This is a genomic window from Isoptericola luteus, assembly GCF_020297055.1.
Lineage (GTDB): Bacteria > Actinomycetota > Actinomycetes > Actinomycetales > Cellulomonadaceae > Isoptericola > Isoptericola luteus.
In genome coordinates this window covers 320,277-335,058 of record NZ_JAIXCQ010000003.1, presented here as the reverse complement: position 1 = coordinate 335,058, position 14,782 = coordinate 320,277, and the positions used below count along the sequence as shown (strand labels likewise).

General features: G+C 71.0%; 13 protein-coding genes and 2 riboswitches. Of the genes, 9 read left to right on the top strand and 4 right to left on the bottom strand.

Annotated elements, in window-relative coordinates:
- The first annotated feature begins 61 nt into the window (after positions 1-61).
- A complete protein-coding gene (locus LEP48_RS06485; protein WP_225564755.1) occupies positions 62-1,486 on the top strand; it encodes a tyrosine-protein kinase domain-containing protein in 1,425 nt (474 codons plus the stop codon).
- An 11-nt stretch (positions 1,487-1,497) separates the two neighbouring features.
- Here the strand turns inward: LEP48_RS06485 and LEP48_RS06480 are convergent, their stop codons facing one another.
- Both LEP48_RS06480 and LEP48_RS06475 read right to left on the bottom strand, forming a co-directional pair.
- On the bottom strand, positions 1,498-2,202 hold the full coding sequence (locus tag LEP48_RS06480) for an O-methyltransferase (RefSeq protein WP_225564754.1): 705 nt from the start codon (positions 2,200-2,202) through the stop codon (positions 1,498-1,500).
- Positions 2,199-2,915, bottom strand: a complete 717-nt coding sequence (locus tag LEP48_RS06475; RefSeq protein WP_225564753.1) for a class I SAM-dependent methyltransferase — start codon at positions 2,913-2,915, stop codon at positions 2,199-2,201. Before LEP48_RS06475 ends, LEP48_RS06480 begins: the two co-directional genes overlap by 4 nt.
- A 349-nt stretch (positions 2,916-3,264) precedes the next feature.
- Between LEP48_RS06475 and LEP48_RS06470 the strand changes: the two genes are divergently transcribed.
- From LEP48_RS06470 to LEP48_RS06455, 4 genes are all read left to right on the top strand, one after another.
- Positions 3,265-3,798, top strand: coding sequence for a CAP domain-containing protein (locus LEP48_RS06470; RefSeq protein ID WP_225564752.1), 534 nt, complete (start codon positions 3,265-3,267; stop codon positions 3,796-3,798).
- Between the two features lie 127 nt (positions 3,799-3,925).
- Positions 3,926-5,389 carry an NCS2 family permease gene (locus LEP48_RS06465; protein ID WP_225564751.1) on the top strand — a complete coding sequence of 488 codons (1,464 nt, stop codon included), beginning with the start codon at positions 3,926-3,928 and terminating at the stop codon, positions 5,387-5,389.
- A gap of 153 nt (positions 5,390-5,542) precedes the next feature.
- On the top strand, positions 5,543-6,856 hold the full coding sequence (locus tag LEP48_RS06460; RefSeq protein WP_225564750.1) for a UDP-glucose dehydrogenase family protein: 1,314 nt from the start codon (positions 5,543-5,545) through the stop codon (positions 6,854-6,856).
- Positions 6,857-7,013: 157 nt separating this feature from the next.
- Positions 7,014-8,297: an MFS transporter gene (locus tag LEP48_RS06455; RefSeq protein ID WP_225564854.1), complete on the top strand. Its 1,284-nt coding sequence runs from the start codon at positions 7,014-7,016 to the stop codon at positions 8,295-8,297.
- 44 nt (positions 8,298-8,341) lie between these two features.
- On the opposite strand, the gene LEP48_RS06450 is transcribed toward LEP48_RS06455, so the two are convergent.
- Together LEP48_RS06450 and serC are read right to left on the bottom strand one after the other, a co-directional pair.
- On the bottom strand, positions 8,342-9,208 hold the full coding sequence (locus LEP48_RS06450) for an MHYT domain-containing protein (protein WP_225564749.1): 867 nt from the start codon (positions 9,206-9,208) through the stop codon (positions 8,342-8,344).
- Positions 9,209-9,331: 123 nt separating this feature from the next.
- The gene (serC, locus tag LEP48_RS06445) at positions 9,332-10,477 is read right to left on the bottom strand and encodes a phosphoserine transaminase (RefSeq protein ID WP_225564748.1); all 1,146 of its coding nucleotides are present in this window, start codon (positions 10,475-10,477) and stop codon (positions 9,332-9,334) included.
- Positions 10,478-10,556: 79 nt separating this feature from the next.
- Between serC and LEP48_RS06440 the strand changes: the two genes are divergently transcribed.
- From LEP48_RS06440 to LEP48_RS06425, 4 genes are all read left to right on the top strand, one after another.
- Complete coding sequence (locus tag LEP48_RS06440) at positions 10,557-11,264, top strand: iron-dependent transcriptional repressor DtxR (protein WP_225564747.1); 708 nt, start codon at positions 10,557-10,559, stop codon at positions 11,262-11,264.
- Positions 11,265-11,435: 171 nt separating this feature from the next.
- Positions 11,436-11,600: riboswitch (cyclic di-AMP (ydaO/yuaA leader) on the top strand.
- A 1-nt stretch (position 11,601) separates the two neighbouring features.
- Positions 11,602-12,387 (top strand): C40 family peptidase, encoded by a 786-nt coding sequence (locus LEP48_RS06435; RefSeq protein WP_225564746.1) that lies wholly within the window; start codon positions 11,602-11,604, stop codon positions 12,385-12,387.
- 201 nt (positions 12,388-12,588) lie between these two features.
- A riboswitch (cyclic di-AMP (ydaO/yuaA leader) is annotated at positions 12,589-12,786 on the top strand.
- Positions 12,787-13,575, top strand: a complete 789-nt coding sequence (locus tag LEP48_RS06430) for a C40 family peptidase (protein ID WP_225564745.1) — start codon at positions 12,787-12,789, stop codon at positions 13,573-13,575.
- Between the two features lie 168 nt (positions 13,576-13,743).
- Positions 13,744-14,697 carry a universal stress protein gene (locus LEP48_RS06425; RefSeq protein WP_225564744.1) on the top strand — a complete coding sequence of 318 codons (954 nt, stop codon included), beginning with the start codon at positions 13,744-13,746 and terminating at the stop codon, positions 14,695-14,697.
- The last annotated feature ends 85 nt before the right edge of the window (positions 14,698-14,782 follow it).

Here is a 14,782-nt window from a genome sequence, read left to right as displayed (position 1 = left end):
GACAATCCGATCGACGTGGAACAACGTGGATGATTTGCACGGGGGCGACTACGGGGGTGCCATGAGGCTGGCTGAATATCTGAGCGTCCTCCGGAAGCACTGGACGGTGATCGCGCTCTCGACGATCGCAGGTGTCGCCCTTGCGTCCGTCCTGTCGGCGGCGACCACGCCGCTGTATCGCGCCGAGTCTCAGGTCTTCGTCTCCACCCGTTCCGGAGACTCGCTGAACGACCTGGTGGCCGGGAACTCCTTCACGGTGAATCAGGTCTCGTCGTACACGGCGCTGGTCTCGAGCCCACGGGTCCTCCAGCCAGTGATCGATGAGCTCGGTCTGGGCGACTCGGCCGACTCCCTCGCAGAGCGCGTCACCGCCGAGTCTCCCGAGGAGACCGTTCTCATCACCATCGCTGTGTCGGACCCGGACCCGCAGCTCGCCGCGAGAACGGCGGACACGATCGCCTCGAGTCTCGCGACCGTCGTCTCCGACCTGGAGGGACCTTCCGGGGACGAGGGGTCGCCGGTCCGGATCAGCACGGTTCGCGAGGCGCAGGTCCCCGCGAGCCCGGTCACTCCCCGTACGGCGCTGAACGTGGTGCTGGGCCTCGTCCTCGGGCTGCTCGTCGGTGTAGGGATCGCCGTGCTCAGGTCGACGCTGGACACTCGCGTCCGGTCGGAGGAGGACGTTCCCGGGCTCACCGATGCGGCGCTGCTCGGGACGATCGCCCTCGACGACGAGGCGGCGGGCCAGCCGCTCATCCTGCAGGGGAGCCCGCAGAGCCGACGCGCCGAGTCGTTCCGCAGGCTCCGGACGAACCTCCAGTTCGTCGAGGTCGACGACAACCGACGCCACGTGCTGGTGACGTCCTCCCTTCCGGGAGAGGGGAAGTCCACGACGGCGATCAACCTCGCGATCACGCTGGCTGACGCAGGAACTCGGGTCGTGCTGGTGGACGGTGATCTCCGGCGCCCGAGCGTATCGAGGTACCTGGGTCTCGAAGGTTCGGTCGGTCTGACGACAGCGCTGATAGGCCGTGTTCCCCTCGAGGCCGCCGTCCAGCCCTGGGGTGACACCAACCTGTTCGTGCTCCCTAGCGGTGAGGTGCCGCCGAACCCGAGCGAGCTCCTGGGGTCGGCACAGATGGAACGGCTGGTCGCCAAGCTCGACGAGATGTACGACGTCGTCGTGATCGACAGCGCGCCGCTCCTGCCCGTCACCGACAGCGCGGTCCTCGCGAGGCTCACGGGCGGCACGATCCTCGTGATCAGAGCCGGCGAAGTCCACAACGCGCAGGTTCAACAAGCTATTCGGGCGCTGTCCACGGTCGGTGTCGGGCTGCACGGTGTCGTGCTGAACGGCGTGGCACAGTCCGACGCGTCGGAGTACCGGTACCAGTATTACGAGCCGGACAGCGTTCCCGTGGCGGATGACGGGCGCCCGGGGTCACGGGTCCTGCACGGCGCACATTCCTACGAGCCGACCTCTTAGGGCCACGGCCGTCATCGACCTTCCGACGTGTCCCGGGGAAGCCAGACCGTCGTGTGAGCGGCCTGCGACTTGCAGGGCGCGATGCCCCGGATCGTGACGTGCCGGTGCTCCCGCGCGAGGTCGAAGGCAGGGGCGTATCGCGCCCTCTCGGTGTCGTCCAGAAGCAGCATGCCCCCGGGCCGGACTTTGTGTAGTGCGTGTTCGAAGCACCGGACGCGCTCGCGTCCGTCGACGATGACGACGTCGAAGTACTCGTCCGGGTAGTCGTCGATCGCGGGCACGTAGTCGGCGTACTGGTTGGCGGCGCTCCTGATCAGCAGGGTGACGTTCGACAGGGGGGCTGTTCGTTCGCTCAGCAGCTCCGCCCACTCCGGGTCGTGCTCTGCCGTCACCACCTCGCCGGCCCGCTGCGCCATCCATAGCGTCGAGCCGCCGCCCCCGTACTCGAACACCCGAGACGCGGGCGTGAGGACCTCGTCCAGCCGGTCGATGACCTGGAAGGGAAGCCAAGGCAGCTCGAGGTCCAGGGTGCTGCGTTCGACCGTCGGGACCCATCGTCGGAGATAGGCGAACTGGTGAGGATCTCGGACGAGCTGGGTCCCGAGGCGTGCCGCGCCGCGGATCGCGATCCACAGGCGACGCGGTTCGCGGATGAGCATCTTGGTGACGCGAGACGACGCCGACGTCGACTCCCGCAGCAGGGCTCCGCTCGTCATGACGCCGTCCCGACGAAGACGCGCTCGCCGCGGACCAGGCCGTACCGGCGGCAGTCGTCCGGGTTCGCGACGAACTCCGAAAGCTCGAATCCCGCGCTCTCGATCCGCTCGCGCAGGTCTCGACCGAAGTACCGGACATGGTCTGCCTGACCGAACTCGATTCGGCGCTCACGGGGGTCGGTCACGCCCGGGATCTCGTGGGAATGGTCCCAGCCCTCCACGATGGGGACCATCACGATCAACCGGCCGCCGGGCGCTACGACGCGGTGCATCTCCTTGAGCGCCAGGCGGTCGTCGACGTGCTCCATGACGTGCGAGCACACGATCACGTCGAACCTGTCGTCGTCGAGATCGATCGCCTCGATGTCTATGCGGATGTCCGCGATGCTCTCGTCGATATCCGCAGAGACGACGTTACCGGGCGAGATGCTCTCGAGAAGTCGTGCGACCTGCACCTCAGGTGCGAAGTGCAGAACTCTGTCACCCGGCCTGACGAGGTCTTGGCGCTGTACGGCGATCGCGAGGAGGCGGTGGCGCTCGAACGACCTACAGACCTGGCACTTTGCGTCGAGGCGCGGCGGATCACCAGAGGGCGAGAACCTTCCGTGGTATCCGCAGAAGGGGCATTCGCGAGGCGTGACCCCCCTGAGCATCCGGACGTTCGATCGCGCAAGGAACCGCGCGTCGGCGGCGATGCTCCGGAGTCGGCCCAAGGTTCCTCGAGCTCGCGGAGTCGTCAGTGGTCGCCGCGCCAGGTTCTGCGCCACTCGTTCCGATTGCGTCACGCCAACCTCCGCACAATTCGCCTGTGATTGGTTCGTTCGGGTCGACAGTCAACCGAGGAGGGAAACGATTCGCGCCGATTGCCCGGGCGATCCGCCGCAGCGAGCCTAACGTGGGATTGGTGATGTCGCGCGGGCCGGAGTTCGACCGCGTGCGAGTGCGAGGCGCCGACCATGCTCATATGGTGTGGGCGCGAGAATTGCCTGACGCGCGGGCCCAAGCTCAGCCCAGGCTGACGTCGGCCGTCACTACGGGTCCAGACAGGGCGGGGGTGGATTCGTGCGCATCCTGCTGACCCGTGGAGCCGGGACGCTGCTCGCGCTGACGCTTGGTGTCGCGGCGGGGGTGCTCGGGGGCTGCGGGCTCGAGGGTGGGGCCCGGGACAGGACGAGCGCATCCGCCGGACCACGGGCGTCCACATCGCTCACGGTTGTCCGGGAGGAGTACGCCGCACGGCTCGAGCAGGGGGTCAACAATGCGCGCCGAGATGGATCCCTCCGCCCGCTGACGCATGATGACTGCGCGGCGCGCGCGGCGACGGGACGGGCCGAGCAGCTGGTGGGGGTGGACGAGCTCACCCACCGGCCGCTGGACGACGTGCTCGAGGCGTGCGGCGTCACCCTGGCCGCGGAGAACCTGTCGCGGGCGACCCGGCCACCCCAGGAGGTGGTGGAAGCCTGGCTCGCCTCGGCGGGTCACGCGGCGAACATCCGGAACTCGGAGTTCGTGAGGGGCGCAGTCGCATGCGAGCAGGACGGCGATGAGGCTGGAACGCCGCGAATGGTGTGTGTCCAGATCTTCCTCGCCGAGTGAGGTGCGTCCCCGGGCAGCGACCGAGGCGGTCCGCGACCAGCGAGGACGTGCCGCCGCCGATGAGCTCGCCATCACGATGCGGCGGCGACACCGGGTCGCCTTCACCCGGTCTGCCATGATTCTCCACATGGCGAACCAGACCACCGCGCCGCCCGCTCCCGGGCAGAGCGCCATCGACCGCTTCTTCAAGATCACCGAACGTGGCTCGACCATCGGCGCGGAGGTCCGCGGCGGTCTGGTCACGTTCTTTGCGATGAGCTACATCGTCGTGCTGAACCCGCTGATCATCGGCACGGTCCAGGACGGCACGGGCCAGGTGCTGGGCGGCGGCGCGGAGGCCACGCCCGAGACGTTGGGCATGGTCGCGGCGGCGACGGCGCTGATCGCGGGCATCGTGACCATCGCGATGGGCGTCTTCGCGAACTACCCCCTGGCACTGGCGGCGGGGCTCGGGCTGAACGCCGTCGTGGCGTACTCGATCGCGGGTCTGCCGAACGTCACCTGGGCCGACGCGATGGGCCTGGTCGTCATCGAGGGCATCATCATCCTCGTCCTGGTGCTCACCGGCTTCCGCGAGGCGGTGTTCAAGGCCGTCCCGGTGGAGCTGAAGACCGCGATCAGCGTGGGCATCGGCCTGTTCATCACTCTCGTCGGCTTCGTCAACGCCGGGTTCGTCGTCCCGGGCGCGGGCACCGTCGTCGCGCTGGGCAACCTCGGCACGTGGCCGATCCTCGTCTTCGTGGTCGGGCTCGTCCTGACGATCGTCCTGTTCGTGCGCAAGGTGCGCGGCGCGATGCTCGTCGCGATCATCACCGCGACCGTGCTCGCCGTCGTGCTCGAGAACACGCTGCACATCGGCACCAAGGCCGGAGGCAACCCGAACGGCTTCAACCTGAACGCCCCGGTGTTCGACGGCGTGGTGACCGTGCCCGACCTCGGTCTCATCGGTCAGTTCTCGCTGCTGGGCTCGTTCCAGAACATCGCCGCGGTGTCTGTGGTGCTGATCGTCTTCTCGCTGCTCATCGCCGACTTCTTCGACACGATGGGCACGATGGTCGCTGTCGGCGCCGAGGGGAAGCTGCTCGACGCCGAGGGCAACCCGCCCCGCACGCGCGCCATCCTCGTCGTGGACTCCGTCGCGGCGGCCGCGGGCGGCCTGGGCTCGGTCTCGTCCAACACGGCGTACGTGGAGTCGACGACGGGTGTCGGCGCCGGCGCACGCACGGGGTTCGCGTCGGTCGTGACCGGTGTGGCGTTCCTGCTCGCGACGTTCCTGTCGCCGGTCGTGGCGCTCGTGCCGTACGAGGCCGCCGCGCCTGCGCTGGTCTTCGTGGGGTACCTGATGATGGCGCAGGTCGCGGGCATCTCCTGGAAGAACGTGGAGATCGCGATCCCCGCGTTCCTCACGATCGTCATCATGCCGTTCACCTACTCCATCGCCGACGGCATCGGCGCGGGGTTCATCGCGTTCGTGATCATCAAGCTCGCGCTCGGCAAGGCGCGCCAGATCCACGCGCTGATGTGGGTCGCGGCGGCCATGTTCGTCGTGTACTTCACGCTCGAGCCGATCCAGGCGGCGCTCGGTCTCTGACCGGCGGTGCCCGACGGCGGCCTCGGACCTCTTGGGGGGTCCGGGGCCGCCGTCGTGCTGCCGCGGCAACATTTCGCCCGCTGTGCGGCCCTCTGCAGGGGGTCCGGCCGCGCTAGCGTCAGCAGGGACGCTTCGACGAAGGGAAGCTGACCTGTGAAGATCTCGGTGATCGGTTTGGGCTACCTCGGTGCCGTGCACGCCGCCAGCATGGCCAAGCTCGGGCACGACGTCGTGGGTGTCGACGTGGACCCTGCCCGGGTAGACGCCCTGGCAGCGGGCAAGGCGCCCTTCTTCGAGCCCGGTCTGGACGACCTGCTCACCGAGGTGGCCGCGACGGGCCGGCTGACGGTCTCGACCGACCCGGCGGCCGTCGACGGCGCCCAGGTGCACTTCGTCTGCGTCGGCACCCCGCAGCGTGCGGACAGCAACGCGGCAGACCTGACGTACGTCGACGCGGCCATCGAGGGCCTCGCGCCGCACCTTCACCCGGGTGAGGTCGTGGTGGGCAAGTCGACGGTCCCGGTCGGGACGGCGGCCCGGCTCGCGGGCGTCGTCGGCGACGCCGAGCCCGGCGCGGTGCTCGCCTGGAACCCGGAGTTCCTGCGCGAGGGGTTCGCCGTGCAGGACACCCTGAGCCCGGACCGCATCGTCTACGGCGTGCCCGACGGCGAGCCCGGGGAGCAGGCCGCAGCCGTCCTCGACGCGGTCTACGCGGTCCCCCTGGCCGAGGGTGTGCCCCGGATCGTCACGGACTACCCGACGGCGGAGCTGGTCAAGGTCGCCGCGAACTCGTTCCTCGCCACCAAGATCTCCTTCATCAACGCCATGGCCGAGCTGTGCGAGGTCGCCGGCGGGGACGTCACCCGGCTCGCCGACGCCATCGGGCACGACGCCCGCATCGGCCGCCGGTTCCTCAACGCCGGTCTCGGGTTCGGGGGCGGCTGCCTGCCCAAGGACATCCGGGCGTTCAAGGCCCGGGCCGACGAGCTGGGGGCCGGCGAGGCCGTGTCGTTCCTCGGCGAGGTCGACGCCATCAACACCCGTCGGCGCACCCGGATGGTCGAGCTCGCCACCGAGGTGCTCGGGGGCTGGGTCGAGGGTGCCGAGGTCACGGTGCTGGGGGCGGCGTTCAAGCCGGACAGCGACGACGTGCGCGACTCGCCCGCGCTCGACGTCGCGGCCCGCCTCGCCGAGCTGGGTGCCGTCGTCACCGTGCACGACCCGCAGGCGATCGACAACGCGCGCGCCAAGCAGCCGAGCCTGCACTATGAGCGCGACCTGGAGGCCGCGCTGGCCGGCGCGGACGCCGTCCTCGTGCTCACCGAGTGGAAGCAGTACAAGGACCTCGACCCCGAGCGGGTCGGCGCCCTGGTCGCCCAGCGCACGGTGCTCGACGGCCGCAACGCGCTCAGCCGCACCGACTGGACCGACGCCGGCTGGGAGTACCGGGCGCTCGGCCGCCGCTAGCCTCCCCCGGGAATAGAACGATTCGATCGGTGGTTGTCCAGGCCGGACACCCACAGCGCCGTCGACCGTGCGCACCTCTGCCCGGCCGGCAACCCGAGGAGAGGAGACACGAGACCCCGGCCTGCGTCGAGACCCGCCGGGGTCCCCACGACCGATGATGAGCACGACCTTCTCCTCCCTGAGATACCCCAACTACCGCCTGTGGTTCGGCGCAGCCCTGGTCGCCAACGTCGGCACCTGGATGCAGCGCGTCGCGCAGGACTGGATCGTCCTCACCGACCTCAGCGACGAGTCGGGCGTCGCGGTCGGCATCACCACCGCCCTGCAGTTCCTGCCGTTCCTGCTGCTGTCCCCGTGGGCCGGGGTGCTCGCCGACCGGCTCCCGCGCCGCGGCCTGCTGATGGCGACGCAGGGCGGGATGGGCGTGCTGGCCCTCGCGCTCGGTGCGCTCGTGCTCTCCGGCCGCGCCGAGCTGTGGCACGTCTACGGTTTCGCGCTCCTGCTCGGCGTCGTCTCCGCCCTCGACGGACCGGCCCGCCAGACGTTCGTCGCCGACATGGTGCCGACCGAGAAGCTGCCCAACGCCATCGGGCTGAACAGTGCGTCGTTCAACGCGGCCCGCCTGGTGGGACCGGGCGTCGCCGGGCTGCTCATCGCCGCCGTCGGCTCCGGCTGGGTGTTCCTCATCAACGGCGTCACGTTCGCGGCGACCATCGTGGCTCTGGCGGCCATGAACGTGCGCGAGCTGCGCACGGTGCCCGCAGCCCCGCGCGCGCGAGGGCAGATCCGCGAGGGCATCCGCTACGTGCGCGGCCGTACGGACATGGTCGTCATCATGGTCGTGATGTTCGTGGTCTCCACGTTCGGCCTGAACTTCCAGCTCACGTCGGCGCTCATGGCCCGCGTGGAGTTCGAGCGGGGCGCCGGCGAGTACGGCATCCTCGGCTCGGTCCTCGCCATCGGGTCGCTCACCGGTGCCCTGCTCGCGGCGCGGCGGGACCGCCCGCGGGTGCGGCTCGTCATCGGGTCGGCGTTCGCCTTCGCCGTGACGACCGCGGCGCTGGCGCTGGCGCCCACGTACCCGTCGTTCGTGGTCGCCTGCATCCCGGTGGGCCTGGCCTCGCTGACGATGATGACCGCCGCCAACACGACGTTGCAGGTCTCGTCCGACCCGGTGATGCGCGGCCGCGTCATGGCGCTGTACATCATGGTGTTCCAGGGCGCGACGCCGGTCGGCGCGCCCCTCGTGGGCTGGATCGGGGAGGCCTGGGGTCCGCGCTGGTCGATCCTCGTCGGCTCGATCGCGACGTTCGCCGTCGCCCTGGCGGCGACGGTCTGGGCGGTCCGGCGCTGGCGGCTCCGCGTGCGCTACCACCTGCTGCCGCGGCCGCACCTGGAGGTCGAGTACCTCGACAGGCCGGCCGCGGCGCTGGCCGCCTGAGTCCTGTTCGCGCCGCAGGCCCGGAGGGAACCGAGAGGTCCGGGTCAGACCGGGTCGACGTGGCGCACGGCCTCGTGCCCCGGGGCGGGCTGCGCGGCGGGGAGGCGCGGCGCGGCCGCCCGCTCACGGCGGGTCCGGCGGCGCAGGCTCGCCTCGAACTCCGCCCGGGTGCGCATCTCGTCCTCGTTCGGCCAGATCAGGACGACGAAGGCCAGCGCCACGGTCAGGGCCACGATGCCGAAGATGAGGGGCCCGAGGAGGTCCACCGCGGCGGTGCCGCCCGGCGCCTCACCGCCTGGCCCGGCGATCGTCAGGGCCGCCATGCCGGTGTAGTGCATGCCGCTCACGGCCAACCCCATGACCATGGCCGCGCCCGCCATGGCGAGCGGGCCACGCACGTTGACGCTGAGCCAGAGGGCCGCCGTCGCGGCGACGATCGCGATGACCACGGAGACGGCGACGATCGGGACCGAGTACTCCAGGTGCCCGCTCATCCGCATGGCGGCCATGCCCATGTAGTGCATGACCGCGACACCGAGGCCGGCGACCAGTCCGCCGGTGAGGAGCAGGGGGAGCCGGTCCCCGCCGAATCCCACGATGAACAGCCCGATCGCGACGACGGCCACGGCGACGAGCGCGCTCAGGATCGTCATCGGCACGTCGTAGTGGATGGGCATGCCCGTGACGGTGAAGCCGAGCATCCCCACGAAGTGCATGACCCACACGCCCGTGCCGCCGATGGAGACCGCGGCGACCGCGAGCCAGATGCTGCGGGTCGTCGCGTCCGTCGCCGCCCGGGCCCGCGAGGTCGCGGACAGACCGGTCGCGGCACCGATACATGAGGCGACGTACGCGAGGACCGGGGTGATCAACCCGAAGGTGAAGTGGTGCATCTCTGACAACTCCGTCACAACGGCCTCCTCGCCCGAACTGGTCGGACGGGACGTTATCAGTTTGTGACGGAGCGGGTGAAATAAACATCCTGACCTGGGAGGATACCGGCCGGTCGGAGAGTTATGAGGGCCGTCCCGGCGTCACGCGAGGTGCTCCACGACGTGGTCCACGCACGCGACGAGCGCGCGGACGTCGTCGGGCTCGACGGCCGGAAACACCCCGATGCGCAGCTGGTTGCGCCCGAGCTTGCGGTAGGGGAACACGTCGAGGACGCCGTTCGCGCGCAGGGTGGCCACGACGGCGGACGCGTCGATCGCGTCGTCGAGGTCGACCGTCACCACGACCGTCGAGCGCTCGGCCGGGTCCGCGACGAACGGCGTCGCCCAGTCGCGCGCGCCCGCCCAGTCGTACAGGACCCCGGCGGACTCGGCGCACCGCGCCGCCGACCAGGCGAGGCCGCCCTGGGCGAGGATCCACTCGACCTGCTCGGCCAGCAGCACGAGGGTCGACACGGCGGGGGTGTTGAGGGTCTGGTCGGCCCGGGAGTTGGTCAGGGCGGTGGTCAGCGAGAGGAACTCGGGCACCCAGCGTCCGCTCTCTCGCCCTGCGGTCGCCTCCACCTCCTCGGCACGCGCGACGGCTGCGGGGGAGCAGACGGCGAGCCACAGGCCGCCGTCGGCGGCGAACACCTTCTGCGGGCCGAAGTAGTACACGTCGGTGTCACCGACGTCGACGGGCAGAGCACCCGCGCCCGACGTCGCGTCCACGAGGAGCAGCGCCCCGTCGGCGCGGGCGTCCTGCACCTGGGCGACGGGGGCGACGGCGCCCGTCGACGTCTCGTTGTGCGGGGTGGCGTAGACGTCGACGCCCTCGGCCCGGGCCAGCCGTGCGACCGTGCCGGGGGCCGCCTCGACTACCTGCGACGGCTCGAGGAACGGGGCCTGGCCCGTGGCGGCCGCGAACTTGCCGCCGAACTCGCCGAAGACGGCGTGCTGCGCGCGACGCCGCACCAGGCATGCCGTCGCGACGTCCCAGAACGCCGTCGAGCCACCGTTGCCGAGCGCCACCTCGTAACCGTCCGGGAGGTCGAACAGCTCGGCGACCCCGCGGCGCACCCGGCGCACCAGGTCCTTCACCGGAGGCTGGCGGTGCGAGGTGCCGAGCAGCGGCGCGGACGGGTCGCCGGCCGCGGCGAGCGCTGCCACCTGGGCTGCCCGGACCTTGGACGGGCCGGAGCCGAACCGCCCGTCGGCAGGCAGCAGCGACGAAGGGATGGCGAGGGGCATGGCGTCTCCACTGGTTCTGGACGTGATGCGGACGGACCTGCGAATAGACTAGGCCCGGCGCCGAACGACGGGAGTTGACGTGACCGACCTGATCGACACCACCGAGATGTACCTCAAGACCATCTACGAGCTCGGCGAGGAGGGGATCCCCGCCCTCCGCGCGCGCATCGCCGAGCGGCTCGGGCACTCCGGGCCGACGGTGTCGCAGACGGTCGCCCGCATGGAGCGCGACGGCCTCGTCGTCGTCACGGGCGACCGCCACCTCGAGCTCACCGACGCCGGGCAGACCAAGGCCACGCGGGTCATGCGCAAGCACCGCCTCGCCGAGCGGCTGCTCACGGACGTCATCAAGCTCGACTGGGAGCAGGTGCACACCGAGGCGTGCCGCTGGGAGCACGTGATGAGCGACCTCGTGGAGAGGCGCCTCGTCACGCTCCTGGACCACCCGCACCACGATCCCTACGGCAACCCCATCCCGGGGCTGGCCGAGCTCGGGGAGCAGTACCGCGACGTCCCGTTCCTCGAGGGCGTGCAGGCGTTGCCCGCCGTGCTCGCCGGCTCGGCCACGGACGACGACGGTACGCCCCTCGTGCTCCAGCGCATCGCCGAGCCCCTCCAGGTCGACATCGACCTGCTCGCCCGGCTCGCGGAGGCGGGGCTCGTGCCCGGCGCGCAGATCACCGCGCGGACTGCGGGGGACGACTTCGCCGTCGAGATCGACGGCACCGGGACGGTCGTCGACCTGCCCGCCGACCTGGCCCGGCACCTCTTCGTCGCCGACCGCTGACGCCGCTCGCCGGGCCCGGGACCCCGTCGTCCCGGGCCCGCGGCATGTCCGACATCCCGGGTTGTGACCGGAGCGTGACATCAGCGGCGTGCATCCGGTACGGTCGGGGACGCTCGCGGGTGGACATCCTGCGAGCGCTCGTTCGGGCGCCAAACCCTGCCACCGACCGGGCTCCACAGATCACCGCATGGCAGGGGCGGGGGACCCACTTCCGGGCGCCGGAGACGGCGTCCTCGGGGTGAAGTCGCACGGGCCGGTTCGCGCCGGCCCGGGTGGCCGGGTGTTTTCTCCCACCCGAACCCGACAGCTGACCTCGTAGGCGACAGGAGAGGTAGACATGACCGCACGTACGACTGGTGGCCGGCACCGCGCCGCACGCCGTCCGCTCGCCCTGGCCACGACCGGCAACGCCGGCCGTCGCGCAGCCGTCGTCGCCACCGCCGGTGGTCTGCTGGTCTCCACGTTCGCCACCGCCGGCGCCGCCCAGGCCGCGCCGATCGACACGGACGCCGCCAACAAGCTCAACTCCGTCGACCTCGGTGCCCTCACGGACCAGGCGCGCCAGGCGCTGGAGGCGGCCCCGGTCGTCTCCGTCGACGCCGACGCCAAGCTCGACGTCGAGAAGGTCACCGCGAAGATCGCGGCCAACGCCGAGATCACCCCGGCGCCCGAGCCCGTCGTCGAGACCGTCGCCGAGGAGACCTCGACCAGCGAGGAGGGCACCTCGCGGACTGCCGAGGCGACGTCGCGCTCCACCGAGCGCACCGCCGTCGAGGCCCCGGCCTCCGCCAACGGCTCCGAGGTCGTCTCCATCGCGATGCGCTACCTGGGCGTCCCGTACGTCTCCGGCGGCACCAGCCCGTCCGGCTTCGACTGCTCCGGCCTGACCCAGTACGTCTACGCGCAGGTCGGCATCAGCCTGCCGCGCTCCTCCTCCGCGCAGGGCTCCGTCGGCACCAAGGTGTCCGCCGCCAACGCTCAGCCGGGCGACCTCATCTGGACGCCGGGCCACGTCGCGATCTATGCGGGCGACGGCATGCAGATCGACGCCCCGAAGCCGGGCGACGTCGTGAAGTACCGCTCGATCTGGCAGTCGAACCCGACGTTCATCCGCGTCGCCTGACCCGATCGGCCACCGGACCGCCGCGTTTCCGACGCCCCGCCACGCACTGCGTGGCGGGGCGTCGTCGTCTCCGCCTTCTCGCAGGTGGCGCGCGCATTCTGTGACGTTCGACACTGTCGTCCACAGCACTCGTGATCGAAACGTGACATCGCCTCGTGAGTCCGCTACGGTTTCAACCACTCGACGGCCTTCCGTCGAGTCCCGATCGGAACGCCGAGCCCTGCCGCCGGTCGGGAACCACGATCCTCAGGCAGGGGCGGGGGACCCACTTTCGGGCATCGAGACGATGTCCTAGGGGTGAAGCCGAACGGGCCGGTCTGCATGACGGTCCTGAAGGCCGGGTGCTTTCTCCCACCCGAACCCGACAGCTCACTTCGTAGGCGACCGGAGAGGGAACACGTGAACGCAACCACCACGAGCGCTCGGCACCGCGCCGCGCGCCGTCCGCTGACGCCGCTCAGCGAGATCGCCAAGACCGTCGGCGGATCGAACGCCGGCCGTCGCGCCGCGGTCGTCGCCACTGCCGGCGGACTGCTCGTCTCGACCTTCGGGGCCACCGCGGCACAGGCCGCGCCCGTCGACCACGACGCAGCCAACAAGCTGAGCACCGTCGACCTGAGCGCTCTGACCGAGCAGGCCAAGAGCGCACTGCAGGCAGCGCCCGTCGTCGCCGTTGATGCGGACGCCACGATGGACGTCGAGATGGTCACCAAGAAGATCGCGGCCAAGGCCGAGATCACCCCGGCACCCGAGCCGGAGCCGGAGCCCGAGCCGGAGCCCGTCGTCGAGAGCACCACCACCGAGGCCGCCTCGCGCAGCACCGAGCGGACCGCGGTCAGCTCGGACTCGTCGCTCGGCGCGCAGGCCGTCTCGATCGCCATGCGCTACGTCGGTACCCCGTATGTCGTGGGCGGCTCCAGCCCGTCCGGCATGGACTGCTCGGGCCTGACGTCCTACGTCTACGCGCAGCTGGGTGTCGACCTGCCGCGCACCTCGTCCGACCAGCACTACGCGGGCACCATCGTGTCGTCCGCCGAGGCGCGTCCTGGCGACCTCGTCTGGACCCCGGGCCACATCGCGATCTACGCCGGCGACGGCAAGGTCGTCGAGGCCTCGCGTGCCCTCGGCTGGGAGGTTGGCTACCGCGACATGTGGCAGACCAACCCCACCTACATCCGCGTGCTCTGACACGCACCTGCATCACCACGGACCCCCGGTTCCGCTCCCTGCGGACCCGGGGGTTCGTGCTTCCCCCGGGCTTTGCTATGACTTGCGCGTATCTTTCGTTAGGCTTGACGTGTCCGGCCGTCTCGACGGGGTGATGGCCAGCGGACCCGTTCCGACAGGAGGCGCGAGATGACTCGTCCTGAGGTCGTCCTGGTGGGTGTCGACGGCTCGGCAGCGAGCCTGCACGCCCTGGACTGGGCCGCTGCCTACGCGCGGCGGACGGGCTGGGGTCTCCACATGGTCTGTAGCTACTCCCTGCCGTCGTTCACCGCCGCGTCGCTGGACGGCGGCTACGCGGCGCTCGACGACACCGCGATCCAGGAGGGCGCGAAGGCGGTGCTGGCCGAGGCTCAGGCCCGCGTCGACGCGAGCGGGATCACCGCGACGACGACGGTCGCGACGGGTGACGCCGCCGGAGTGCTGGTGGAGCTCTCGCGCGAGCACGCGCTCGCCGTCGTCGGTACCCGCGGCAAGGGTGGGTTCACCGAGCGGCTGCTCGGTACCGTCTCGTCGGCCCTTCCGGCTCACGCGCACTGCCCGACGGTGGTCGTGCCCTATCGCGGGCCCAGCCCTGAGGACCCGACGGCCGATCAGCGCCGTGACGGCGACGTCGTGCACGAGGTGCGCCGCATCGTCGTGGGTGTCGACGGCTCGCCGTCGGCGGAGGTCGCGCTACGGCACGCCATCGCGCAGGCGCGCGTGTGGGACGCGGAGCTGATCGCCGTCGCGGGCGTGCCGCTGGCCGGCGGCGCCGGCGTGCTCGCCTGGCTCCCGTCCCAGATCGACCACGAGCAGGTGCTCGCGGACGTCAAGGAGGGCCTGGACGTCATGGTGGACCGCTTCGAGGCGGAGAACCCCGGCATGACGATCAAGCGGCACGTGCTCGACGGCTCGGGTGCCGAGCTCCTCACCGAGTTCTCCACGGGCGCGGACCTGATCGTGGTCGGCTCGCGCGGGCGTGGTGGATTCCGGGGGTTGCTGCTCGGTTCTACCAGCCAGGCCGTGCTGCACCACTCCGCCTGCCCGGTGCTCGTCGTGACGCGCCGGTGCGACGCCGAGCTTCGCGAGGAGCCCGCCGCCTGACGTCGTGAGCGGGGGGGGGGGGGGGGGGGGGGGGCCGCCCCCCCCCCCCACCCCCCCCCCACCCCAACACGCGGGGTGGGGGGGG